Here is a 25,852-nt window from a genome sequence, read left to right on the forward strand (position 1 = left end):
AGAAAAATCTGGCAACCCTTTTTTTGATGTTTTTTTTTCGTTCGCTCAGCTTTTCAACGAATTTGGCTTAAATAGCCAGTTTTTTCAGCGATTTGAAGCCTTCAGCCTCTAAAACAGGGCGTAATTCTTGTAAACTCTCATTCATTAATAAGCAATAAGCAAAGTCTTCTTCATTTGAATCTGTTACTTCAGCCTGATTATTGATGAGCCAAACGGTTCTTCTGGCAATTGCGGCGCCAGAATCAATAAATCGAGTACCGTTAGGAAGCACTTTTTCGAGTTCTTCTACTATAAGAGGAAAATGGGTGCAACCTAGGATCACGGTATCAGGTGCTTCTTTCATTTTTAGCCATGGTTTGACTGCTTGAGCGATCTCATCGAGCGGTAAGCATTCGCCATGTAATTTTCTTTCTGCTAACTGTACTAGTTCCGCTGAACCTAAAGAAATCACTTTGCAGTCTGTCGCAAAACGCTCAATAAGCTCTTTAGTGTATTCTCGATTCACCGTGCCTTTCGTAGCAAGTAAGCCCACTACCCCATTACGCGTCAGCTTCGTCGCCGGCTTAATAGCAGGAACGACACCCACAATAGGAAAAGTAAAATGAGCTCGTAAGTTGGGTAAGCTCACCGTACTTGCTGTATTGCAGGCAATAACGGCTATGGTGAGTGGGTGTTTTTTTGCGATGGCATTAACGATTTGGTACACCCTATCAATAATAAACTCTTCACTTTTTTCACCATAAGGGAAGGCTTCATTATCAAATGCATATATATAGTGTGCATTTGGGATCAGTTTTTTGACTTCACGATAGACAGATAACCCGCCCACTCCAGAGTCAAACACCAAAATGGTCGGGCGAACAGATAGGTTGTTATCAGAAGTTGTAGCTTCCTGTGAGGAAATATTCTCTTCCAGCGGTGCGATAACCATACGCGGTCTCATAGTCTTTATCGAACATATTAGCTATTTTACCACGAATTGTGAGATGTGAAGTGATTGGATATGCAGCAGTGATATCCCAAAGGCTAACGCCCCCGAGTTTTAATCTTTTATAGTCACCAGTACTAGTATCATATTGACCGAAGTCTTTATCATATCTAGAGCCAATATATTGATAAGTTAGCCCCCAATCTACATTGGCAACATTCCAATCTAGTTGATATTTGATTTGTTGCTTAGCTCGACGAATTAAGACTTTATTCGTTTTATCGTCCCTAGGATCGGTATATTGATATGTAAGCTGATGGTGGAATATTCCGGTATCCATATCTCCGTTCCACTCGATACCTTTTATTGTCGCCTCACCAACATTTTGCCATCCCCAATTAGTTTCGGCTTTCGCATCAATAAGATTGGTAATTTCATTCTTATATGCAACTAATTGCCAATTTAAAGGACCTGTGAGCCCTTTCACCCCACCTTCCCATTGCTTGCTTTCTTCTGGCTTTAGGTCTGGATTGCCATATGGCGCTGAAGCATATAGTTGGCTAATGTTTGGTGCTTTATAAGCCGTAGCATAAGAGCCTATTAGCTGATACCCATCAATGAATTCCCATCCAGCGCCTGCTTGCCATGTTGTATGCCAGCCAAACTCTGAGTGTTTTTCAGACCTTACAGCTCCTTCAATAGTAAAAGCAGAGATTGCTTGCTGAGACGTTAAATAGATTCCGGTATTATTGATTGATTCATTGTTTGGTAATGAAGATGTTCCCGCTTCAATGGTTTGCTTTTGATAATCAACGCCAGCCGAAACTGTACCATTTTCAAATTGGTAATTATTTCCCCATTGAACGTTATACTGTTTCGAATCATCAGCACGAGAACCTTTACCGTATTTTCCATATCTTGGGTCATAGTTATAATCTTTAACGTGACTATAGCTGCCCATTAATGAAGTAGAGTATTTCTCCTGATGATATTTAACTCCAGTTTCATAGGTGCGGCTATATAGCTTACGGGTATCAGCCAAAATACCAGCAAATTCAGAGGCATCATAATTTGTTCGATTATCGTACCCATAAGCTCTAGCATAAGCTAAAACATCTGGGGTAAATTGATGTTCCACACCTAGCCATAATGTTTTATTAAGAAAACCATCTTTGTCTGGCTGGGGATGTCCTCCTGTATTTCCTCTTGCCTCCACATCAAACCCTTTTGTATAGGTATAAGCCGCTGCGCCCGTAACGGTTGTATTTTCACCAATTTTTTGCTGTGTTGAACCGTTATAGTTTTGATAGCCATAAGAACCAATGCCCGCATTTAATGTGGTTCCATCATTATCGCGACGCGTAATGATATTGATAACACCACCTACCGCATCAGAGCCATAAACTGCTGAACGGGCGCCACGAATATATTCAATACGCTGAATTAATGAGATTGGAATTTGGCTCATATCCGAAGAACCAGAAATTCCCGCTTGATTAAGACGAACACCATCAATTAAAACCAAAACATGGCGTGATTCTGTTCCTCTAATAAAGAGGGAACTTTGTTGCCCCATTCCCCCATTCTGAGCAACATCCACACCCGGCAAACGCCTTAATACATCAATCACGGTATTTGACTGCCAATGATCAATATCTTCACGGGTCACAACAGTGACTGGCGCTAATATAGAAGAGATGGGTTGTTCGAAACGGTTAGCCGACACCACCATTGCATCAGCCGAGCTTGGATTCGCACTTGCCAACGAGGAAATGCCACACAACACTGCCAGAGCTGCCACCGATAGTGGTAGCGACTTGTTATTATTCATTATATTTACACTCGGAAAATCAATAGAATTAACATTCCGCGACGCCGAAAATCAGATCCGCGCTGAAATTCAACAAAGCGATAAGAAGTGTGGTAGGTATCGGACTTATAAAGTGACAAGTTGGGTTTCTATATATGAAATATGAAGCGATATATAAAATGAAAATTCGACCTGTTATATCCCCTAAATAATTCAAGCTGCATGTAGGCGGCAAGCGAAGATATTCCTAGGAGCATACTGAAGTATGTGACTAGGATAGCCGAGCGATGCCAACACCCATGTAGCTTGAAGAATGACGGGGATACCTTAATTACCGTTGCGCGTCAGTTCTGGACTCTCACCAAATTCCCTCAACCACAGCACATAATCCTAAATTGAATAGTTATCAGTGTCCATGAATCGATAATGAAAACTGGACATCTTCGCAGCTTGCCCTACAATTTCGCCCCTGACGTGAATTTTGACTGTTTTATGGGGCCATATGATGCAAAACACCTTGCACACCGAAGATTACCAACTGCAACTTGCAGAGAAAGTTGACCGCCTGAAGAGCTTAATGGCCCCTTATGCTGCGCCTGAACCTGAAATTTTTTCATCACCAACATCCCATTATCGGATGCGTGCAGAATTTAGAATTTGGCACGAAGGCGATGACCTATTTCATATTATGTTTGATAAAGAGACTAAAGAACGTATCCGAATGACGTCATTTCCAGTCGCTAGCCAGCTAATCAATGACATGATGGCTGAACTGCATCCTTTATTAAAACGCACTGAACTACTACGCCATAAATTATTTCAGATAGATTACTTATCTACGCTAAGCAATAAGCTAATCGTTTCTCTGCTCTACCATAAAAAACTCGGGGATGAGTGGACTGAACAAGCGAAACAATTAAAAGAAGATCTCGTTGCGAAAGGTTTCGACGTTCAAATTATTGGTCGTGCCTCCAAAACAAAAATTATGCTCGACCACGATTATGTTGATGAAATCTTACCTGTAAAAGGTAAAGACATGGTTTATCGTCAAGTTGAAAATAGTTTCACTCAGCCTAACGCGCAGGTAAATATTAAAATGTTAGAGTGGGCAATTGATGCAACTCAACATTCAACAGGCGATTTATTAGAGCTTTACTGTGGGAATGGTAATTTTTCATTAGCGCTAGCTCAAAATTTTAATAAGGTTTTAGCCACTGAAATTGCCAAGCCTTCCGTGCATGCGGCTCAATACAATATTGAAGCTAACAAAATAGATAATGTGCAGATTATCCGAATGTCGGCGGAAGATTTTACCCAAGCCATGAATGGTGTACGTGAATTTAACCGTTTAGAAGGCATTAATTTAGCGGATTATCAGTGCAATACTATCTTTGTTGACCCTCCGCGTAGTGGCTTAGATGACAAAACGGTTCAGTTAGTACAAGAATATGATCATATTCTGTATATTTCCTGTAATCCTGAAACACTGTGCGATAATTTAGCTGAGCTCACCAAAACCCATAGAATAGAAAAGCTCGCGTTGTTTGATCAATTCCCATACACCCATCATATGGAAAGTGGTGTGCTACTAACTCGACGCTAATTCTTCACTATAAACATCCCATAAAAAACGCCGCACTATAATGTCGCGGCGTTTCTTTTATAGCTTATTAATATTCGGGAAAATATTAATGCTCAGTTTCGCTTTCTAGTGCTTGTTCTTGCAGATCTTTTTTACGCGCTTTCCAGCTGGTATACATCCACAATGCAATAATGACAATTACGGTTGCAGGGATAAAATTAGAACCAACATCAGGATGTTGGACGCGTAAAATTGCAGCATAGCCGAACATACCTAAGAAAAAACTACCTGCGACAAATTTTGGTAATCCCATTGGCATGGCTTGGTGTAAATAACGCTGGTGTAAACAGTAAACAGCCAAAATTAACGTAACGATGGGGAAAATAGAAAATTCCACAAGGGAATTAAACAGGGTAGAGAACGTTCCATGAGTCGATAAGCCAATTACTAAAGACAGCAGTAATGTGCTTCTCTCATAATTTTTGTGTTCCGTCATTGTCTCTCCTTTAACTATTCGGTTAAGTCAGGGTCTGTATCATTTTGTTTTTCTTGCTCGCGGCGGTACCAGTAATAAGCACCTTTAGCTATCATACGTAGCTGTAATACTAACCGCTCTTCGAGGCGACGACGTTTTTCTTCATCAATATCAAGCGCTTCGGCACCCGCACTAAACACTATGGTGACCATCGCTTCAGCTTGCATTTCAGTGAAATAACGAGGCATACGGTTTTCTAATTCAAGATAATCCGCTAATTCCGCAATAAAATGTTGGATTTCTCGTGCGACTGCGGCACGAAATTCAGCAGAAGTTCCTGAACGCTCACGCAATAATAACCTAAACGCATTCGGGTTATTACCTATAAACTCCATAAAAGTGGAGACTGATGTACGGATCACACTCCCGCCTTTTGCGATACGTTGACGTGCTTGTCTCATCAGCTGACGTAACATCAATCCGCTTTCATCAACCATGGTGAGTCCAAGTTCATCAACATCTTTGAAGTGACGGTAAAACGAAGTTGGTGCAATACCCGCTTCACGGGCGACTTCCCGTAAGCTGAGGCTAGTAAAACTGCGTTCTGCACTTAATTGGCTAAATGCCGCTTCCACAAGCGAACGACGAGTTTTTTCTTTTTGTTTTGCTCTAACGCCAATAGTATTGCTCACGATTTTCCTAGTTTTCTACAATTAAAACGTCGCGAATAGATCAAAATATCACTTTTGAATGCGCCCATTCCCTAAGCATACCTGAAAATCATTAATCTAGTTTAGTGAAAAGATGACTCTCCCATCAATTTTCCCATTTTCAGAATTTCACCCAACTTCGTTTTTTCTACGCTGTGTCTTTTATCGACTTTTTTTTCATAAATTTTTTATATACTTAGCGCTTCTTTATTTTTATCTACTTTCTATACTTATTTGTCTTTAGGATTTCGAATTGAGACAAGATGGCAAACGAATGTTACTATCACAACGTCCCTAGAATTAAAACAGGCTTACCTCATGCAACAACATACCCATTTTGATGCAATTGTCATTGGTTCAGGTCCTGGTGGTGAAGGTGCCGCTATGGGGCTGGTCAAACAAGGAAAAAACGTTGCTGTTATAGAACGTTATAACAGTGTCGGCGGCGGCTGTACCCACTGGGGTACTATCCCTTCTAAAGCGCTCCGTCATGCTGTCAGTAGAATTATCGAATTTAATCAAAACCCGCTATACAGTGATAATTCCCGCAATTTACGCTCCTCTTTTTCTGAAATTCTTACCCATGCCGAAACGGTGATTAGTCAGCAAACTCGCATGCGTGAAGGGTTTTATGAACGCAATGGTTGCCAAATGTTCTCTGGTGAAGCAACTTTTGTTGATGATCAGCATGTTAGTGTGCGCTATGCAGATGGTAGTTGCGATGTCCTTAGCGCGGATAAAATTATCATTGCGACTGGTTCACGCCCTTATTGTCCTCCTGATGTCGATTTTACTCATTCCCGAATTTACAACAGCGATACTATCCTCAACCTCTCTCATGAACCTCGCCATGTCATTATTTATGGTGCGGGTGTGATTGGTTGTGAGTACGCATCAATATTTCGTGGATTAGGGGTCAAAGTCGATTTGATCAATACCCGTGATCACTTACTCGCATTCCTTGATCAAGAAATGTCTGACGCACTGTCTTATCACTTTTGGAATAGTGGCGTTGTTATCCGTCACAACGAAGAATATGAAAAGATTGAAGGTTTAGATGACGGCGTTATCGTTCACCTAAAATCGGGCAAGAAAGTGAAAGCTGACTGTTTACTTTTCGCGAATGGACGTACGGGTAATACCGATAATATCGGTCTAGCGAATGTTGGTATTGAAGCCGATGGACGTGGATTAGTCAAAGTTGATCATGCTTATCGTACCAGCAACGAGCATATCTATGCTGTTGGTGATGTCATTGGCTATCCAAGTTTAGCATCCGCCGCGTATGATCAAGGTCGGATTGCAGCTCGTGCAATCACATCAGGCTTAGGCAATGCTCATTTAGTTGAAAATATTCCAACGGGAATTTATACCATTCCAGAAATCAGTTCTGTGGGTAAAACAGAACAAGAATTGACGGCAATGAAAGTTCCTTATGAGGTGGGTCGTGCTCAATTTAAACATTTAGCGCGAGCTCAAATTGCAGGAATGAATGTAGGTAGTTTGAAAATTCTCTTCCACAGAGAAACGCTTCAAATTTTAGGTATTCACTGTTTCGGTGAGCGGGCGGCAGAGATTATTCATATCGGTCAAGCCATTATGGAACAAAAAGGTGAAGGAAATACCATCGAATACTTTATTAATACTACGTTTAACTACCCTACCATGGCAGAAGCGTTCCGTGTTGCGGCGCTGAATGGTCTAAATCGACTATTTTAACCGATAATAACGCTTTCCATGTAAGTGATTGCAGGGTTGACTCCCGCAATCACTTTTTTTGTTTCAACGCTTTTTGCTGCATTTAATCTGAGTTCTTACTTTTTATTTCTATAATACTTATCCATTGAGCTATAGATGGTCTCAGCTAGCTGCTCATAACGACCACGTAATGGAGAACCCGGACGGTAGACCAGAACAATTCGGCGTTTAGGTTCAGGCTCAATACAATTCAAATAACAAACCCCATCACGGCAAGCTTCATGTGGTACCGCCAAATCAGGTAGTAATGTAATACCACTACCCGCCGCTACCATGTTGCGCAGTGTTTCTAAGCTGGTTGCACGAAAATGTGTATCTTCTTTTGCGCCTGCTTGGAAGCAGAATCCCATCGCTTGATCACGCAAACAGTGACCATCTTCTAGCATTAATAATTTCTCGCCCGCTAATTCACCCATTTCAACCGTGTCGCGGTCATGCCATGGGTGGCTTTCATAAATGGCGAGTTTCATCGGCTCTTCAAATAATGGAACCACGATAAATGGTTCTGTTTCTTTGACTTCTGCCAGAATAGCGCAATCCAATTTACCACTGTCTAACTGTGCCAATAATTGCTGGGTTTGTGCTTCGTGTAAGTAAATTTCCAGCTTCGGGTGCACTCGATGTAATTCGGGGATAATGTGTGGGAGCAGATAGGGAGCGACTGTTGGGATCAGTCCTATATGTAACGGTCCCGACATGCTTTCGCCTTGTAACGCTGCCATTTCTTGTAAAACTTTAATTTCTCTTAAAATCGTTCTTGCTTGCTCAACGAGCAGTAAACCTTGTTGAGTAAAAAGTACTTTTCGGCTGGTTCTTTCTAATAACATCACGCCAAGCTCTTCTTCAAGCTTACGGATTTGACCGCTCAGTGTAGGCTGACTTACATGGCAAGAATCCGCAGCACGTCTAAAATGTTTGTGCTCAGCAAGTGCAACTAGGTACTCCAGATCACGAATATTCATCCGCCTTTTTCCTCTCGTTATGCCTATCTATATAGATAATACCAATCATTATAGAGAATACATAATGTTTCATCTATCAATAAAATTAAAAAATGCTAGATAAGCTTTTAGGGTTTCTCTCATTTGAGATTAAAACAAAATGCTCCTCTAAGAAAGTAAATGTATTTTCGCTATTTCCTTGGAAAAACAATACCAAACAAAATCACAAACCCAAATTACCTTTATTTCAGGTAACAAAATTTATATCAAATTAACATATCCAATATATTTAGAATTAATATTCACCAACCTCAAGTTGAACAAAAATTTAGATATTTTAATTAAGAGGCAAAAAAATGTGAGAGACACTGTCAACCTTAAATGACGCAGCAAAAAACAGTCAGCTACGTTAAAACTAAGACCTGTTCAATACCGATAATATCAAATGTAAACCATACCTTGCTTGTCATATCAGTACGGAGTATTGGCTCTAAGCCATCTAGATAATGATGCTTATATTTTTATACCATATGATTATTAAAAGCTTTTCAAAACTGATAATGAAAAACAAATCAGAGGCACATTAATAAGATTTAATACCTGAAAATTAGGTAATAACAAGAATAAGAGTGAAATTGTGTAAGTACTATTCCATAGCAATGAAACATTTTGTTATATTCTCTTTCATATTTAATTAAAGTTTGTAAATACATATAAAAGAATATATTAAATTAATCGACATTAAATCAAACACACATTTACACTCACCTAATGAGGCGGATGGCACCAAAACGAATAAACCGGAGTTATTATCTAAAAACAAATGATAAATTGAATTTTTGCACCGAAAATATCTCAAAATCAGTTTGAATATGGTTTTTTATTGGTAAGTGTTTACGCTTATACTATATTTTAATTATCCCATATTGTTTAATTTAATTTTAAAATTCCCATACATTTCATTTTCAATATTTACACCTTAATCGAGTTTTTTGTTTTATTATATCCTCCGTCGAATAAAACGAGGTAATTGAAAAAAGAAAAGTAGCCAATATATATATTACGTCACAATAAAATTACTAATTAATACAATTAAATAAATTGATTAAACACAAATCAGTTAGGGGATACTATTATGAAAAATTTAACTTCTATTACTAAAAAAATCTTCTCTCGCGCTGTCATGGCGTTATTATTAGTCCCAACGTTAAGTGCTATCAATGCCTATGCAGACAACAATGGGCACAGTGGCACAATCCAATTTACTGGCGCGATTGTCTATGGAGCATGCTTAAATGAAGTCGGTAATAATAACGTCACTTTAAATTGCCTAGATGACAATGACGATATGGTTGCTAATAATATTGACCTCAAAAAATTAGTGAAAACTCAAGGTTGGACAGTCCTGAATGGTGGTCGAAGTTCCTATTCTTATAATTGGGTGAATAAAGATAAAAAAATCGGAATGTTAACAATTAAATATAGCTAAGCGTCAATGTTATGGAAATTGGGGTAGTCATGCTACCCCCCATTTTTTATTGCATCTTCAAACGAGCTTTCGCATCCCCAATGGCTTTCGCCACCTGCATTTGAGATACCCCACCTTTTGCTAACCGCTTATCTAGGCAAGATTGTAGAGACAGAATCTCATACACATCTAATTGAATTGCAGCACTAAATTTTTGTAAATCACTTAACGCCATCTCTTCTAATGCCTTACCTTGGGCGATTGCAGCCACTACCGCTTCACCGACAATATGGTGCGCCTCACGGAATGGAACGCCTTTTGCGACTAAGTAGTCCGCCAGCTCAGTTGCATTCGCATAGCCTTGCTTAGCGGCATCTTCACAACGAGCACGGCGAATTTGAATGCCATCTAATACTAATACCGCCATATGCATGCAGTCTAACCAAGTATCCAATGCATCAAATAGCCCTTCTTTGTCTTCTTGCATATCCTTATTGTAAGCAAGAGGTAGCCCTTTTAAGGTCATCATCATCCCAGTTAATGCCCCTTGAACACGACCACATTTACCACGAATAAGCTCCAGTGCATCCGGATTTTTCTTTTGTGGCATGAGGGATGAACCCGATGTGACTTTATCTGAAAGCTCAACAAATCCAGCTTCGCCACTATTAAAGAAAATTAAATCTTCAGCGAAACGTGATAAGTGAACCATACCGATACTCGCATCCGATAATAGCTCTAATACATGGTCTCTATCAGAAACAGTATCTAAGCTGTTACGTGTCGCAGAGGAAAACCCTAACCATGATGCTAATTGCTCACGGTCAATATCATAGGCCGTACCCGCCAACGCCCCACAACCTAATGGGCTGACATCTAAACGCTTTAAAGTATCTTGCAAACGGCTTTCATCACGAGACAACATTTCGCTATACGCTAAACACCAATGGGCGAATGTCACTGGCTGAGCACGTTGTAAGTGGGTATAGCCTGGCATCACTGCATCTTGGTTATTTTCAGCGGTGATGACCAACGCTTTTTGTAACTCATTCACAGCTTCTAATAACAGCGCCACTTGGTCTTTACACCACAGTTTTAAATCTGTCGCGACTTGGTCATTACGGCTACGACCTGTGTGCAATTTTTTTCCTAAATCACCGACTTTATCAATCAGTTTACCTTCAACCCAGCTATGAATATCTTCGGCGTCGCTTTGCAAGATAATTTCAGGATCGGCTTGCACTTCCGCCAATAGCACATTGAGTGCTTGCTCGAGAGATTTTTGCTCGCTATCAGATAACACACCAACCGTCACCAATGCTTTTGACCATGCGACTGAGCCAATAATATCTTGCTCCGCTAAGCGATAGTCAAAACGCAGTGAGTCATTAAACTGTTTAAACCGTTGATCTGCCTGCTGACTAAAACGTCCACCCCAAAGTGCCATAACGAGTCCCTACCTGATTGATAAAATAAGTGTCTGCCCGACAGCCTTATTTGGCTATCGGGGTCATACTAATAAAACTATTTTGCTTTGTTCTGCTCTTTCAGCGCACGAATACGTGAAGAGAGTGAGTAGAGGCGGATAAATCCACCAGCATGGCTGTGATCGTAAACTTCATCTTCACCAAATGTTGCAAACTCTTCAGAGTACAGGCTCTTATCTGCTTTCTTCTGGATAGCCGTCACTTGCCCTTTATACAGTTTTAGCACCACTTCACCCGTCACATCCTGAGCTAATGACTCTGCGGCGGCTTGTAAAGAATGGCGTAATGGCGCAAACCAACGACCGTCATACACGACATAAGACATTTCCAGACCTAACTGCTCACGCCATTTGTAACTATCGCGGTCCAATACCAGCTGCTCAACACCACGTAGTGCAGCCATCATGATGGTGCCCCCTGGGGTTTCATAGCAACCACGGGATTTCATACCCACTAAACGGTTTTCCACAATATCGATACGACCCACACCGTGTTTTGCGCCCAGCGTATTGAGTGTTTCTAAACAACCCAATGGAGACAATGTATTGCCATTCACCGAAACCACTTCGCCGTGTTTCACGCCAACAGTCACCAGCTCAGCTTCATCTGGTGCGTCTTTCGGATCAACTGTCCATACCCAGCAATCTTGGTTAGCCGCATTCCATGTGCTTTCCAATACGCCACCTTCAGTAGAGATATGCCATGCGTTTTCATCACGGCTGTAGATTTTTTCTAAGCTTGCAGTCGTTGGAATATTACGTTCTTTCAGGTAATCCAATAACGCTTCACGAGAACGCAGATCCCATTCACGCCAAGGTGCAATAACTTTCAGTTGTGGTGCTAATGCTGTATAGGTACTTTCGAAACGAACTTGGTCGTTACCTTTACCTGTTGCGCCATGGGCAACTGCATCCGCACCCACTTTTAGCGCAATTTCAACTTGAGCTTTGGCGATAATCGGACGTGCCATTGATGTCCCCAGCAAATAGCTACCTTCATACAGTGCACCGGTTTTCAATACTGGGTAGATATACTCTTTGATGAATTCTTCACGCAGGTCAACCACGTAGCATTCAGAAGCGCCGGATTGCAGTGCTTTTTTCTCAACGCCCACTAAATCTTCTCTGTCTTGACCCACATCGGCGACGAATGCCACGACTTCACAGTCATCGTAATTCTCTTTTAACCACGGAATGATCGCCGATGTATCTAGTCCACCAGAGTACGCTAATACAATTTTCTTAATGCCCTTTTTCATAACTTACCTATCCCATTAAATGCGTTATTTGTCTGTTTGCTTATTCAGTCCATGACTCAAGAAGCGAGAATTCGTGTACCGATTGCGGTGCCATTAAATAACGATGGCAATTGTTCTGCATGGCGCCAGCTAGCAATATCGACAGGGCGCTGTAAGGTAGAAGCCGCTTCCAGTGCCGCATTCACTTTGACAATCATGCCATCTGTAATAATGCCTTGTTCAATCAGCTTCTGTGCTTTGGTGGTGGTCATTTCATCAATTTTTTGACCTTTACCATCCAAAATGCCACTGACATCAGAAAGCAGTACCAGATCCGCATTCAATGCCTGAGCAATCGCTGTTGCGGCTTGGTCAGCGTTAACATTCATTAATTGCCCATCATTCGTGATCCCGATAGAGCTAATAATTGGCAAGTAACCCGAAGACAGTAAAAGCTTCAGTAATTTCGCATCACCCGCTTTTGCACTACCAACATGACCCAGTTCATCATTAATTTGCGTTACCACTGCGCTGTGACCATCCCCAAGAGACAATCCTACCGCTTGTAGTTGATGTTTAATCGCCCACGCTAATAATGTTTTATTCGCCGTACCGGCTAAAGCACCTACAATAATGTCAATTTGATCAGCTGGAGTCACACGCAGCCCTTGTTTCTTCACGACAGGTAATTGCAGCTTTTGCATCAATTCATCCACTAAACAACCACCACCGTGCACAATGACCAACTCACGTTGATGAGCCTGACGATAGGTTTGGATTGCCGTAAATAATCTTTCTAGCGCTTCTTCGCTATCGAGTAACACACCGCCCAGTTTAATGACTAAAGGTTGCATGGAGATTTATCCTTAATAAATTGCCATAAGAGCATTAAAGTAATGATTGCGTTTCGTTGAAACCAAACCGAATATTCATGCATTGAACCGCTTGTGCGGCGGCACCTTTTAATAGGTTATCTTCTGTCCCGACTAAAATCAGGTGTTCACCTTTCAATACAAATCCGATATCACAAAATGGCGTGCCAACAACCGATTTCAGTGCAGGTACACCTTTGTCATATAAACGAACTAACGGTTTATCGTGATACGCGCCTTTAAATGTTTGGCTAATTTGCTCCGTTGTTACGCCGGCTTTCACTTTACAAGTGATGGTCGCCAGTATACCCCGTGCAAAGTTGCCTAAATGTGGCGTGAAGATGACCTCTCTACCTAGATGTGTGGCTATTTCAGGTTGATGACGGTGGGTAAAAATACCGTATGGCTGCAAGCTCACTTCGCAGAAGCTATTGGTCATTGATGCTTTACGCCCTGCCCCTGAAACACCGCTAGTCGCATTGATCACTGGCCACATGTTTTCATCGAGTAAATCCGCTTCAATCAACGGCTTTAATGAAAGCTGAGAAACAGTTGGGTAACACCCCGGTACAGCAATCAGCTGAGCTTGGCGGATTTTATCTGCCTGCCATTCCGCTAAACCGTAAACTGCTTGCATTAACCACTCGGTGTTTGTATGTTCGAAACCGTAGTATTGCGGATAAAACGCCGCATCTTGAACACGATAAGCACCAGAAAGGTCAAAGACCACACAACCCGCTTCAAGAAACTGAGGCGCGATGTCATGACTCACTTCATGGGCGGTTGCGAGGAAAACAACATCGATACCTTTTGCCGCCTCAGCCACATCTGTGAGGGGTTGGACCGGAAGATCAATGATGCCTTTATACTGGGGATGTAAATCAGAAAAGCATTTACCCGCATCTGCACTTTGTGCAGAAACCATCAATCCAGAAAGATGAATTTCAGGATGACGTTGTAAGTAAGCGGCTAATTCTGCTCCAGTATAACCACTGGCCCCGACAATGAGTGTGTTCAACATGTGTTTTCTACCTTGTACTCGTGACCCAAACAGTTTAATGTGTATTTTTATTCAAATAAAGTGCATGAATATTGATACTATTATGGATAAAGGCTGTCAACAGTGAATATTAAATTACCTGCATTTATTGAGATTTATCGTCAATTAATCGCCACTCCGTCGATCAGTGCGACCGATTCGCAACTCGATCAGAGTAACCGAGCACTCGTGGAGCTCTTAGGTGGATGGTTAGAAACCTTAGGCTTTACGGTGAATATTCAACCGGTCCCTGATACACGAGATAAATATAACCTGTTAGCGTCGATTGGTGAGGGCAATGGCGGATTGATGCTCTGTGGTCATACGGATACTGTCCCATTTGATGACGGACGCTGGAGTAAAGATCCTTTCAAGCTCACAGAGCATGACGGCAAGCTATACGGGCTTGGTACCGCCGATATGAAAGGTTTTTTTGCTTTCATTATTGATGCGCTGCGCGATGTTGACCTCAGCACCTTAAAACGCCCATTACATATTCTCGCGACCGCCGATGAAGAAACCTCCATGGCAGGAGCGCGCTTTTTTGCTGCTAGCACGGAATTACGCCCTGATTTCGCCATTATCGGCGAACCAACATCCTTGCAGCCTATCCGAGCACATAAAGGTCACCTTTCTAATGCTATCCGCATTACGGGCCAATCAGGGCACTCCAGTGATCCCGATAGAGGCGTGAATGCGATTGAATTAATGCATGAATCCATCTCTCACCTGATGACCCTAAGAAATACATTGAAAGAACGCTATAACAACCCCGCGTTTGTTATTCCTTATCCAACAATGAACTTTGGTCATATCCATGGTGGTGATGCGGCAAACCGAATTTGTGGATGCTGTGAATTGCATATGGATATTCGCCCACTACCGGGTTTAACCTTGCAAGATCTCGACGAACTTCTCAATGAAACCCTTGAGCCAGTTCGTGCAAAATGGCCGGGTCGTTTAGCGATTGAAGAGATGCATCCCCCAATCCCTGGCTATGAGTGTCCAACGGACCATAAAATGGTCGCTGTGATTGAGCAGCTATTAAATAAAAAAGCAGAGACCGTTAACTACTGTACAGAAGCACCGTTTATCCAAGAACTTTGCCCAACGCTGGTACTCGGTCCTGGCTCTATTGAACAAGCCCACCAGCCTGATGAGTTCATCGATATGAGCTTTATTGAACCAACCCGCCAACTCATCAGCCAAATGGTCGAGCACTTCTGTTTTACTGAATAGTGTTTTACTGAATAATTTTGCACTTTATGCGGAGCCGACCAAGCTCCGCATTTTCTTCATCATGAATTTTTCTCTTGTTGTGCCTGAAAAAACATCAATTCTAGATTTGATTTAAGGGTTGACTCTCGCTCAATATCAAGTAATCTCTATCTAGACGTCTAAACGTATAGAGGTTTACATGGATGTATATAATCGGATAGTGAAACTAATAATTAAATAATAAGTCTGTTAAGGCGAGGTCACGGGTATGAGTTTCTTTCACGCAAATCAGCGCGAGGCGTTGAACCAAAATTTAGCTGAATTAGATGGGCAGATTAATGTCTCATTTGAATTTTTCCCACCTCGCTCAACAGAAATGGAACAAACTCTGTGGAAATCCATCGATAGGCTCAAAGTCTTAAAGCCGAATTTTGTCTCTGTCACCTACGGAGCCAATTCCGGTGAGCGAGACAGAACCCATAGCATCATTAAAGACATTAAAGATAAAACTGGGCTGGTGGCAGCACCTCACTTAACCTGCATTGATGCCAGTCGTGATGAGTTAAGAGCTATCGCACGGGATTATTGGGATAACGGTATTCGCCATATTGTTGCGTTACGCGGCGATCTCCCCGATAACAGCCAAAAGCCTGAGCTGTATGCTGAGCATCTAGTCGAGTTACTGAAAACAGAAGCTGACTTTGATATTTCAGTGGCAGCTTACCCAGAGGTACACCCAGAAGCTAAAAGCGCCCAAGCAGATTTAATTAATTTAAAGAAAAAAATTGAGGCTGGTGCCAACCGCGCAATTACTCAGTTTTTCTTCGATGTGGAAAGCTATCTACGCTTTCGTGATCGCTGCGTTGCAACCGGCATTGATGTGGAAATTGTTCCAGGAATTTTGCCTGTCTCTAACTTCCGCCAGCTCGAACGTTTTGCCAAGCTCACCAACGTGCGTATTCCAAGTTGGATGAACAGAATGTATGAAGGGTTAGATGATGACCCTGAAAGCCGTAATCTTGTTGGTGCATCGATTGCGATGGATATGGTGAAAATTTTAAGTCGTGAAGGGGTAAAGGATTTCCATTTTTATACCTTAAACCGCTCTGAGTTAACGTATGCTATTTGCCATACCTTAGGTGTCAGACCGCAATAACGCTTCTATTCCATATAACTTATCGGGCTATTTCATCAGAAATGAATTAGCTCGATAATATTTCCTATTTATCACGTCACTTGTAAATTACACTCAAAATTAGAGTAAATATAACACATCATTATTAGACTGGTTTAGTAAGAATATTACAGAAATAATTTCAAAAACACGTCTAAATAGAATTAAATACAGTAAGCTTTTAATTTAAAATATGAAGATAGATCAATCCAAAACAAATAGTCTTTTAATGATGAATTATACAATGTCATTAAAACCCTAGAAAAACGCTACGTTATCTTTAATAATGACAGTACCTCACATCATAGAAATATTAATTTTCAATAACTTACCCCTCTCACCAAAAATCACATCCTATTGATACAGCTCACTTTTTTACATTAAATGACTTAGTGAAATTTCAAATTAACAGCGTTGTAAAATTGTTACTTTGGATTAACTTCAAATTTAAATTATATTTACTATGAAAACAAACCATCAAAATAACCACGATTAAAATAAGACTTTTCCTTAAATGACTTTATTCTAATTTATTTTTATGCTTATATGAAAATATAAGTTCACTGATCCTTCCTAGTAATACTGTCTCAATTATTGAGGAGATTCGTTGTATGAATAATAAATCAGTATCTTCAAAATATAGTGAATTAGATGATATCTATGCATCACTTGATTTATCCCAATCATTACCAAAATCGAAATTCCCAACCAAAGAAAGCGACCCACGAAATGTCTTTAGTGCGGTGCGTGATGAGTTAATGCTAGATGGTAATTCCCGACAAAACTTAGCGACATTTTGCCAAACATGGGTTGATGATGAAATTCGCAGTTTGATGGATCTCTCTATCGACAAAAACATGATTGATAAAGATGAATATCCACAAACTGCCGAAATTGAAAATCGTTGTGTGCATATGCTAGCCGATTTATGGCACTCCCCTGATGCACTCAATACATTAGGTTGTTCAACCATTGGTTCTTCTGAAGCGGCAATGTTGGGCGGTTTAGCGTTAAAATGGCAATGGCGTAAAAAACAAGCCGCCAAAGGAAAACCGACCGATAAACCCAATTTAATTTGTGGTCCAGTACAAATCTGCTGGCATAAATTTGCGCGTTATTTTGATGTCGAACTGCGTGAGATCCCACTGGAAGGCGACCGCCTGATTATGAGCCCTGAAGAGGTCATCAAACGTGTCGATGAAAACACTATCGGTGTTGTTCCAACATTAGGTGTGACCTTCACTTGCCAATATGAACCCGTAAAAGCCGTACATGATGCACTGGATAAACTGCAAAAAGAGACGGGCTTAGATATTCCTATTCACGTGGATGGTGCAAGTGGTGGTTTCCTCGCACCTTTCTGCGCGCCGACATTGGAATGGGATTTCCGTTTACCACGCGTCAAATCCATCAACGCCTCTGGGCACAAATTCGGTTTAGCGCCATTAGGTGCTGGATGGGTTGTTTGGCGTGAAGCGAAAGACCTTCCTGAAGAGCTTATTTTCAATGTGAACTACCTTGGCGGTAACATGCCAACTTTCGCCTTGAACTTCTCTCGTCCTGGTGGGCAAATTATTGCTCAATACTACAATTTCCTACGCCTTGGTCGCGAAGGCTACGCAAAAATTCATAATGCGTGTTATGCCACCGCCCAATATCTCGCCCGTGAAATTGAAAAACTGGGTCCATTTGAGATGATTTTTGATGGCGATAGTGCCAAAGGTATCCCTGCACTTGCATGGAAATTAAAAGATGGCGTAAAAAACAGTAACTACTCTTTATACGATATTGCTGACAAATTACGTAGTCGCGGTTGGCAAGTTCCTGCCTACTCAATGCCTGCAAACCGCGAAGATCTGGTTATCCAACGTATTCTCGTCCGTCATGGTGTTAGCCTAGACCTTGCCTCATTACTCATTGAAGACTTCAAGCGTACTCTCGAATATTTCGAGAAACACCCAGTCAGTACACCACTTTCTGAAGAAGAAAGCGGTGGATTCAATCACAGCTAATCCTTAGTCGTTTATCCAGTCGGCGTATCCATTCGTGCGCCGACTGATTTCAGAAACATATGACAGGAGAATGAGCATGGCGACGTCAACAGCAGCTCCGGCCGCAAAACAACTCACCTTGTTAGGTTTTTTTGCGATCACCGCTTCCATGGTGATGGCAGTCTATGAATATCCGACATTCGCCACATCGGGTTTCAGTTTAGTCTTCTTTTTACTCTTGGGGGGATTACTGTGGTTTATTCCTGTTGCCCTCTGCGCTGCCGAAATGGCAACTGTTGAAGGCTGGGAGGAAGGCGGTATTTTCGCGTGGGTATCCAACACATTGGGAGAACGTTGGGGATTTGCAGCTATTTCATTTGGCTATCTACAAATTGCGATAGGGTTCATTCCGATGCTGTACTTTGTGCTCGGGGCACTATCCTATATTTTAAATTGGCCTGAATTAAACACCGACCCCATCACCAAAACTATCGGTGCACTGGTGATTTTATGGGTACTCGCTTTTACCCAATTTGGTGGTACAAAATATACAGCCAGCATCGCAAAAGTCGGTTTCTTTGCTGGGATTTTATTACCCGCTCTAATTCTCGTTGGATTAGCAATCAGCTATCTCGCGAGCGGTGCACCTTTAGCTATCGAGATGAGCACAAAAACGTTTATTCCTGATTTCACACAAATCGGCACCTTAGTCGTCTTTGTGGCGTTTATCCTGAGTTACATGGGAGTCGAAGCTTCTGCAACTCACGTTAATGAGATGAAGAATCCTGGGCGAGATTACCCAGCAGCAATGTTTTTACTGATGATTGCAGCAATTTGCCTCAGTTCAATTGGTGGGTTATCTGTTGCTGCGGTGATCCCAAACAGTGAAATCAACCTGTCTGCTGGTGTGGTACAAACCTTTGAAGTGCTCGTTAGCCACTTTAATTCAACCCTAGATTGGGCAGTACGAATTATTGCCGCTTTACTGTTACTGGGTGTATTAGCAGAAATTGCATCTTGGATTGTGGGACCTTCCCGTGGGATGTATGTGGCTGCCCAGAAAGGCATTCTGCCGAAAAGCTTTGCGAAAGTGAATAAAAATGGCGTGCCCGTCACATTAGTTATTTCACAATTGCTGATCACCACGGTTGCCATTATTGTGCTAACCAATACAGGTGGCGGCGGAAACATGTCCTTCCTTATCGCCTTAGCGTTAACTGTGGTTATTTATCTGTGTAGCTACTTTATGCTGTTCTTGGGTTATATGCATTTAGTCTGCAAACAATCTGATAAAAAACGGGCATTCAACATTCCGGGCGGTAATGGTCTTAAATTGTTAATCGCCGTTGTTGGATTGGTCATTTCAATTTTGGCTTTCGTTGTGTCGTTCTTCCCACCAAGCTCATTACCGGGTGGCGCAGATGACACTACTTACGTCACACTGCTAGCCGTGAGTTTTGTGATAATCTTCCTGCTACCTTTTGTGATTTATGCTTTCCATAATAAAGCCGGAAAATCCACTAACGTTTCCATGGTGCACATCAAAACCCACAATGCCCCCGCAAACCATTTCTTTATCCATCCACGGGCGCGTTCTCCTTATCATTTAATTCATAATGATAAGAACAAAAAATAACCCTCGACCATAAACTAAAAAGGCTGCCAATTGGCAGCCTTTTTACTGACAGTAATTAATTGCTAACCTGTATTACGCATACCCGCTGCGACACCAGCAATCGTCACCATCAACGCTTGTTCCACACGAGGGTCTGGATGCTCTTGCTGACGAGAACGCTGAAGTAATTCTGCTTGAAGTACGTTAAGTGGGTCGGTATAGACGTTACGCAGTGCGATGGATTCAGCGATCCACGGTAAATCTGCCATAAGGGCTTCGTCTTTAGACACCGCCAATACGCTCTTAATATCTTCCGATAACTGGTCACGTAGTTTTTGCCCTAACGGCCATAAGCGTTTTTCCACGAGGCAATGGTCATAGTATTCCGCCAGCCATAAATCCGCTTTCGCATACACCATTTCTAACATCGCAATACGCGTTTTGAAGAATGTCCACTCTTGCCACATTTCATCAAGAACGGCTTGCTTGCCTTCTTTTTCAATAACATGTTTCAGTGCTGCCCCAGCACCTAACCATGCAGGTAACATTAGACGGTTTTGCGTCCAAGCAAAAATCCAAGGGATCGCGCGCAGCGTTTCTACCCCACCTGTAGGACGGCGTTTTGCAGGTCGAGAACCTAATGGTAATTTACCTAATTCTAATTCTGGCGTTGCGGCTCGGAAATAAGGAACAAAGTCGGGTTGTTCGCGGACATAATCACGATACATCGCGCAGGAGACATCCGATAAGGAATTCATCACCGATTTCCACGCTTCTTTAGGTTCCGGTGGTGGCAGTAGGTTAGCTTCGAGGATTGCACTTGCATACATCGCCAAACTGCTAATGGTTACTTGCGGTAAACCAAACTTAAAGCGAATCATCTCGCCCTGTTCCGTCACACGCAATCCACCTTTTAGGCTTCCCGGTGGTTGAGAAAGCAACGCAGAATGTGCAGGTGCACCGCCTCGACCAATGGTGCCGCCGCGACCGTGGAACAGTGTCAGTTTCACACCTTCTTTGTCACACAGTTTAATCAACGCATCTTGCGCACGGTATTGCGCCCATGATGCCGCCATCACCCCGGCATCTTTCGCTGAGTCTGAATAACCAATCATCACCATTTGGCGATCGTCAATCAGATCTCGATACCACTCAATACTGAGCAGCTTGGTCATCACACTTTCCGCGTTATTTAAATCTTCCAGCGTTTCAAATAGGGGTGCAACTGGCAATTTGATTGAGGCGCCAGCTTCTTTTAGCAGCAATTTCACGGCTAAAACATCGGATGGTACTTTTGCCATTGAGATCACGTAAGCTGCAATGGAATCATTCTTCGCTTTGGCAATGACGCGACACGTTTCGAATACTTCTTGCGTTTCTGGCGTTGGTTGCCAGTTTTGTGGGATCAATGGACGACGCGATTGCAGCTCGGTCAGTAAGAAATCTTGTTTCTCTTGTTCAGACCAATCGCCATAATTACCCAGCCCTAAATATTCAGTCAGCTCAGACAACGCATCGGTATGACGAGTGCTCTCTTGGCGCACATCGATGCGCACTAATTGCAGACCAAAACTGCGGATACGCCGTAAAGTATCTAACAATGAGCCATTAGCAATAATGCTCATGTTGCAGGCCACCAAAGATTGGTAGCAAGCGTATAGCGGATCCCATAATTGGGCATTATCCGTCAGTAAATCTGCGGGAGGCAGGACTTGCTCGCCCTTCACGCGACGTTCCAAATATTCCAATGTAGAGAATAACTGACTACGCAAATTTTTGGCTATTTGACGATAAGGTTCATCCACCTCATCACCGCCCGCCAGAGCACGCAATTCAGGCGTTGCTTCCGTCATAGAAAGTTCAGACACCAGCACTTGAATATCTTTTAAGAATAAATCTGCGGCTTTCCAACGACTTAATAATAAAACATGGCGGGTCACTTCAGCGGTGACGTTCGGGTTACCATCACGGTCACCGCCCATCCATGAGGTAAAGCGAATTGGGTTTGCTTCAACAGGTAATTGTGCGCCAATCGATTCTTCGAGCTGTTCGTTGAATTCCCGTAAAAATGCAGGAACACCTTCCCATAAGGAATTTTCAACCACGGCAAAACCCCATTTCGCTTCATCAATGGGTGTTGGACGAATTTTACGGATTTCATCAGTATGCCAAGATTGTGCCACCAGCTGACGTAAACGGCGCATGATATTGTTACGCTCGTAGTCGGCTAAATCATCATGATCGAGCTGAGATAAACAGGTGTTCACCTCAACCAATTTATGAATTAAAGTGCGGCGCGCAATTTCTGTTGGGTGAGCGGTGAGAACTAATTCGATAGAAAGCTCTTCAACCGCTTTTTGAATATCTTCGTGGCTAAAATCGTGCTCTTTCAAGCGCCCAAATAGCTTTTGCAGGGCAACAGGATTGCTGGCCGCTTCGCCATGAGGAGAAATACTGTGGTACTGCTCTGCCACGTTGGTTAAGTTTAAGAATTGGTTAAATGCCCTCGCAACGGGTAGTAGCTCATCGTTAGTGAGTGTTTGCAAGGTCATTAATAATTTTTGGCGCTGAACTTCATTACCCGCACGGGAGGATTTGGATAGCTTACGAATGGACTCAACCTTGTCGAGGATATCTTCACCAAGAGCGTCTTTGATGGTATCACCGAGTAGCTTACCCAACATACTGACATTACTGCGCATTGCGGAATATTGCTGATTCATGGGACTCCTGATCTTGTGCTGTTGGCAGGATGCCACCCCGCTTCTGGTGAACGGTTAACAAACTGCGCTGGATTTCCTGTAATAAAATTTCAGTCGGCTAGAATTATGTTTTGTGATGCAGACCGCGAATTTCACCCTGTACCCTATATTCATATCAGAAAAAAAGTGCTTTGGGTGATTTTTATGAAATTTAATTACAGCTCTATTTTTATTAATTTTTCTTATTTAAGTATTGTTTCAGCGCAATCTATCGTCGATTCAGCACTTTTAAGTCATGAATCTTACTTAAGAATAAAATAGGAATGAGAAAATTTGAGAAACAGCGTTAGCGCACGAGTCAATCTACCCCGTGCGCCTTGGATAATAACGGGTAATGCCGTTTATAAAAGCTGAGAAAGTCGATTCAGGTCTGACTGAATTGCACCGGCAGTCACATCTCGTCCAGCCCCCGGACCACGAATGACTAATGGGTTATCACGGTACCAACGGCTTTCTATCGCAAATACGTTGTCGCCCGGCAATAAAGACGCAAGAGGATGCTCAGGTTTAACCGCCTCAACCCCCACTTTCGCTTTGCCTTTTACCGCATCAAAACGCGCCACGTAACGCAGAACCAGTCCCAATTCACGTGCTGCTTCTAAGCGCTGCTGCATCTGCTCGTTAATCACCGCACTATTTTCGAAGAATTCATCCAGTGAACCCGTTTCGGCTTGCGCTGGCACTAAAGATTCCACACGAACCTCATCAGGCTCAATATCATAGCCCGCTTCTCGCGCTAGAATAATCAGCTTGCGCATAACATCTTGCCCAGACAAATCAATGCGAGGATCTGGCTCCGTTAATCCTTGTTGCCACGCTTGCTCCACTAATTCACTGAATGGTACCGAGCCATCAAATTGTAAGAATAACCATGATAATGTCCCAGAGAAGATCCCGCTGATCGCCAAAATGGCATCACCGCTTTCTTTGAGATCACGCACGGCGTAGTTGATCGGTAAGCCAGCACCAACAGTTGCATTGTACAGCCAGTGACGCCCTGTTTTGGCGAATGCGTCACGAATGTCACGATACTGCTGAGTGGGTGCCGCACCCGCTATCTTATTTGCACTGATCACATGGAAACCGTAACTGGCAAAATCCACATAACTATTAGCCAATTCACCACTGGCCGTCACATCCAACACAATCAAGTCATCGTATGGGTGTGCTCGCATCCATAAAAACAGATTATCGTCCTGATGCTCCACCGCTTCATCATCAAAGAAGGCTAACGCACGACTTGGATCAATACCTTGGTAATTCAGTAAGCTACGACGGCTATCGACAACTCCCGCCAGCACAAAATCAAAATCACTGCGTGCTGAAATATTTTGCTGCTCGACTGAAAACAGCTCTAGCCAACGAGCTCCGATATTGCCTTTCCCAAACAACACTAAGCCAATACGCTTTTCGGCGCGGAATAAGCTTTGGTGCATTCCTTGAATAATATGTTCAGTTTGATTAGTACGCAGTACCGCAACTAAGCTAATGCCATCTTCTGAGTGCCAGATAAACTCAACAGGCTGTCCTTTGAGTTCTTCATAGAAACGGTGGCTGTGCAGTGGTTTTTTACACACGCCAGCACCGACCAGAGCGACCAGAGAAAAACCTTCACGTAATGAAAGCGACCCCGGTAGCGCAGCTTCTTCCAACACATTCAATGCGCTTTCCACCACTTCTGAGGTGTAGCAAAGCTGCAAAATTGCACGATCGTGGTGGATGCCCCGCGCCAGTGGGCGAAGCTGTACGCGCTTTAATAATAAATCCACATCTTTGCAAATCTGATTAAAATCGCGACCTGCTGCAATACGCAACTCAATTAAGCAAACATCATTGTGACTAGTGACAATTTTTGCGCCTGTACCCGATGCTAATACACGCTCAATTTTAGTCGAGCCTTGTTCTGGCTGGTAGCTACAGCGCAGCTGCAAATCAATATTACTGACCGAAACGGGCTGTAAAGTACGCGTGTGCAATACAGGTGCAGCAAGGCGAGCCAATTCACTCGCTTCATCTAAACGTAAAAGTGGGAGCAAACACGCATCCTTGACCTTACGAGGGTCGGCGCTGTATACCCCTGCGACATCACTCCAAATCGTCACTTTATCCACATCCGCTAATGCCCCAACTTGGGTTGCGGAATAGTCGCTACCATTACGACCTAAAAGGACAGTTTCACCTTTTTGGTTACGGGAAATAAAGCCTGTTACCACAAGACGGCGTTGCGGATATTGCACGAGTAGTTGCTGTAACAGCTGGCGAGACTGAATTTCATCCACTTGAGGCTGAGCCGCTCTTTCTGCACGTAGAAATGCGCGTGCATCCAACCAAGCGCTTGCCATATCAAACTGTTCTAGTACAGCGGACATGAGCCGTGCAGACCAAATTTCACCGTGTCCGACGACTTCAGCATAAGTGGCATCATTGATGGGTTTGTCCAATAAACTGCTGAGTCGCTCTAAATCTGCGATAAAAAGTGAATTTAATTCGTCTGCCTGCGCTTCCGGTAATAAACCGGTGATCAAATCTTGTTGATAACGGCGCAGTGTTTGCTGCACTTGATGAGCCGAAATGCGGTCACTCTGACTCAATTTTAGCCAACTAATCAGCTGGTTTGTGGTACTCCCTGCCGCAGAAACAACCATTAAATCGCCGGGTTGGCTATAGTTCGCCATAATGGTAGCAACACGCTGATAACATTTCACATCAGCTAAACTACTTCCCCCAAACTTATGTAACTGTCGGTGACAAGGGATCACCTCAAATGCTGTTATTGCACTCATCA

18 protein-coding genes are annotated in these 25,852 nt (G+C 42.7%); 7 read left to right on the plus strand and 11 right to left on the minus strand.

Annotated features, from left to right (window positions below; translation table 11 throughout):
* Positions 1 to 67: 67 nt before the first annotated feature.
* Positions 68 to 931 (minus strand): glutamate racemase, encoded by an 864-nt coding sequence (gene murI, locus PR766_RS16240; RefSeq protein WP_036962593.1) that lies wholly within the window; start codon positions 929 to 931, stop codon positions 68 to 70.
* Positions 876 to 2,759, minus strand: coding sequence for a TonB-dependent vitamin B12 receptor BtuB (gene btuB / locus PR766_RS16245; RefSeq protein WP_036962591.1), 1,884 nt, complete (start codon positions 2,757 to 2,759; stop codon positions 876 to 878). The genes murI and btuB overlap by 56 nt, the downstream gene beginning before the upstream one ends.
* Before the next feature lie 484 nt (positions 2,760 to 3,243).
* On the opposite strand from btuB, the gene trmA reads away from it, so the two are divergent.
* Positions 3,244 to 4,341 (plus strand): tRNA (uridine(54)-C5)-methyltransferase TrmA, encoded by a 1,098-nt coding sequence (gene trmA, locus PR766_RS16250; RefSeq protein ID WP_154636066.1) that lies wholly within the window; start codon positions 3,244 to 3,246, stop codon positions 4,339 to 4,341.
* 85 nt (positions 4,342 to 4,426) lie between these two features.
* Here the strand turns inward: trmA and PR766_RS16255 are convergent, their stop codons facing one another.
* On the minus strand, positions 4,427 to 4,816 hold the full coding sequence (locus tag PR766_RS16255; protein WP_006663173.1) for a YijD family membrane protein: 390 nt from the start codon (positions 4,814 to 4,816) through the stop codon (positions 4,427 to 4,429).
* Positions 4,817 to 4,830: 14 nt separating this feature from the next.
* A complete protein-coding gene (gene fabR / locus PR766_RS16260) occupies positions 4,831 to 5,487 on the minus strand; it encodes an HTH-type transcriptional repressor FabR (RefSeq protein WP_006663174.1) in 657 nt (218 codons plus the stop codon).
* Between the two features lie 336 nt (positions 5,488 to 5,823).
* On the opposite strand from fabR, the gene sthA reads away from it, so the two are divergent.
* Complete coding sequence (gene sthA / locus PR766_RS16265) at positions 5,824 to 7,224, plus strand: Si-specific NAD(P)(+) transhydrogenase (RefSeq protein ID WP_006663175.1); 1,401 nt, start codon at positions 5,824 to 5,826, stop codon at positions 7,222 to 7,224.
* A gap of 95 nt (positions 7,225 to 7,319) precedes the next feature.
* On the opposite strand, the gene oxyR is transcribed toward sthA, so the two are convergent.
* Positions 7,320 to 8,225, minus strand: coding sequence for a DNA-binding transcriptional regulator OxyR (oxyR, locus tag PR766_RS16270; RefSeq protein ID WP_006660491.1), 906 nt, complete (start codon positions 8,223 to 8,225; stop codon positions 7,320 to 7,322).
* A 1,114-nt stretch (positions 8,226 to 9,339) separates the two neighbouring features.
* Between oxyR and PR766_RS16275 the strand changes: the two genes are divergently transcribed.
* Positions 9,340 to 9,693, plus strand: a complete 354-nt coding sequence (locus PR766_RS16275; RefSeq protein ID WP_006663176.1) for a hypothetical protein — start codon at positions 9,340 to 9,342, stop codon at positions 9,691 to 9,693.
* 46 nt (positions 9,694 to 9,739) lie between these two features.
* Here the strand turns inward: PR766_RS16275 and argH are convergent, their stop codons facing one another.
* The 4 genes from argH to argC all read right to left on the minus strand — a co-directional run bounded on the left by argH (position 9,740) and on the right by argC (position 14,289).
* A complete protein-coding gene (gene argH / locus PR766_RS16280; RefSeq protein WP_036979236.1) occupies positions 9,740 to 11,119 on the minus strand; it encodes an argininosuccinate lyase in 1,380 nt (459 codons plus the stop codon).
* A gap of 77 nt (positions 11,120 to 11,196) precedes the next feature.
* On the minus strand, positions 11,197 to 12,417 hold the full coding sequence (locus PR766_RS16285; protein WP_006660495.1) for an argininosuccinate synthase: 1,221 nt from the start codon (positions 12,415 to 12,417) through the stop codon (positions 11,197 to 11,199).
* 56 nt (positions 12,418 to 12,473) lie between these two features.
* Positions 12,474 to 13,250, minus strand: a complete 777-nt coding sequence (gene argB / locus PR766_RS16290) for an acetylglutamate kinase (RefSeq protein ID WP_006660496.1) — start codon at positions 13,248 to 13,250, stop codon at positions 12,474 to 12,476.
* Positions 13,251 to 13,284: 34 nt separating this feature from the next.
* Entirely contained in the window at positions 13,285 to 14,289 is a 1,005-nt protein-coding gene (argC, locus tag PR766_RS16295) for an N-acetyl-gamma-glutamyl-phosphate reductase (RefSeq protein WP_036967104.1), read from the minus strand.
* A 102-nt stretch (positions 14,290 to 14,391) separates the two neighbouring features.
* On the opposite strand from argC, the gene argE reads away from it, so the two are divergent.
* From argE to gadC, 4 genes are all read left to right on the plus strand, one after another.
* On the plus strand, positions 14,392 to 15,546 hold the full coding sequence (gene argE, locus PR766_RS16300; RefSeq protein ID WP_006660498.1) for an acetylornithine deacetylase: 1,155 nt from the start codon (positions 14,392 to 14,394) through the stop codon (positions 15,544 to 15,546).
* A 247-nt stretch (positions 15,547 to 15,793) separates the two neighbouring features.
* Positions 15,794 to 16,681 carry a methylenetetrahydrofolate reductase gene (gene metF, locus PR766_RS16305; protein ID WP_006660499.1) on the plus strand — a complete coding sequence of 296 codons (888 nt, stop codon included), beginning with the start codon at positions 15,794 to 15,796 and terminating at the stop codon, positions 16,679 to 16,681.
* Positions 16,682 to 17,310: 629 nt separating this feature from the next.
* A complete protein-coding gene (locus PR766_RS16310; protein ID WP_006660500.1) occupies positions 17,311 to 18,711 on the plus strand; it encodes a glutamate decarboxylase in 1,401 nt (466 codons plus the stop codon).
* Between the two features lie 76 nt (positions 18,712 to 18,787).
* Positions 18,788 to 20,326: a glutamate:gamma-aminobutyrate antiporter gene (gene gadC, locus PR766_RS16315; RefSeq protein ID WP_006663179.1), complete on the plus strand. Its 1,539-nt coding sequence runs from the start codon at positions 18,788 to 18,790 to the stop codon at positions 20,324 to 20,326.
* A gap of 62 nt (positions 20,327 to 20,388) precedes the next feature.
* On the opposite strand, the gene ppc is transcribed toward gadC, so the two are convergent.
* Together ppc and PR766_RS16325 are read right to left on the minus strand one after the other, a co-directional pair.
* A complete protein-coding gene (ppc, locus tag PR766_RS16320) occupies positions 20,389 to 23,028 on the minus strand; it encodes a phosphoenolpyruvate carboxylase (protein WP_006660503.1) in 2,640 nt (879 codons plus the stop codon).
* 380 nt (positions 23,029 to 23,408) lie between these two features.
* The gene (locus tag PR766_RS16325; protein ID WP_006660505.1) at positions 23,409 to 25,850 is read right to left on the minus strand and encodes a bifunctional aspartate kinase/homoserine dehydrogenase II; all 2,442 of its coding nucleotides are present in this window, start codon (positions 25,848 to 25,850) and stop codon (positions 23,409 to 23,411) included.
* Positions 25,851 to 25,852: the final 2 nt, after the last annotated feature.

The organism is Providencia sp. PROV208, assembly GCF_028479465.1.
Lineage (GTDB): Bacteria > Pseudomonadota > Gammaproteobacteria > Enterobacterales > Enterobacteriaceae > Providencia > Providencia alcalifaciens.

Bases quoted from the DNA above. Each gene is read 5' to 3' on its own strand.
- murI (WP_036962593.1), bottom strand. From the start codon at position 931: ATGGTTATCGCACCGCTGGAAGAGAATATTTCCTCACAGGAAGCTACA.
- btuB (WP_036962591.1), bottom strand. From the start codon at position 2,759: ATGAATAATAACAAGTCGCTACCACTATCGGTGGCAGCTCTGGCAGTG.
- trmA (WP_154636066.1), top strand. From the start codon at position 3,244: ATGCAAAACACCTTGCACACCGAAGATTACCAACTGCAACTTGCAGAG.
- PR766_RS16255 (WP_006663173.1), bottom strand. From the start codon at position 4,816: ATGACGGAACACAAAAATTATGAGAGAAGCACATTACTGCTGTCTTTA.
- sthA (WP_006663175.1), top strand. From the start codon at position 5,824: ATGCAACAACATACCCATTTTGATGCAATTGTCATTGGTTCAGGTCCT.
- oxyR (WP_006660491.1), bottom strand. From the start codon at position 8,225: ATGAATATTCGTGATCTGGAGTACCTAGTTGCACTTGCTGAGCACAAA.
- PR766_RS16275 (WP_006663176.1), top strand. From the start codon at position 9,340: ATGAAAAATTTAACTTCTATTACTAAAAAAATCTTCTCTCGCGCTGTC.
- argH (WP_036979236.1), bottom strand. From the start codon at position 11,119: ATGGCACTTTGGGGTGGACGTTTTAGTCAGCAGGCAGATCAACGGTTT.
- PR766_RS16285 (WP_006660495.1), bottom strand. From the start codon at position 12,417: ATGAAAAAGGGCATTAAGAAAATTGTATTAGCGTACTCTGGTGGACTA.
- argB (WP_006660496.1), bottom strand. From the start codon at position 13,250: ATGCAACCTTTAGTCATTAAACTGGGCGGTGTGTTACTCGATAGCGAA.
- argC (WP_036967104.1), bottom strand. From the start codon at position 14,289: ATGTTGAACACACTCATTGTCGGGGCCAGTGGTTATACTGGAGCAGAA.
- metF (WP_006660499.1), top strand. From the start codon at position 15,794: ATGAGTTTCTTTCACGCAAATCAGCGCGAGGCGTTGAACCAAAATTTA.
- PR766_RS16310 (WP_006660500.1), top strand. From the start codon at position 17,311: ATGAATAATAAATCAGTATCTTCAAAATATAGTGAATTAGATGATATC.
- gadC (WP_006663179.1), top strand. From the start codon at position 18,788: ATGGCGACGTCAACAGCAGCTCCGGCCGCAAAACAACTCACCTTGTTA.
- ppc (WP_006660503.1), bottom strand. From the start codon at position 23,028: ATGAATCAGCAATATTCCGCAATGCGCAGTAATGTCAGTATGTTGGGT.
- PR766_RS16325 (WP_006660505.1), bottom strand. From the start codon at position 25,850: ATGAGTGCAATAACAGCATTTGAGGTGATCCCTTGTCACCGACAGTTA.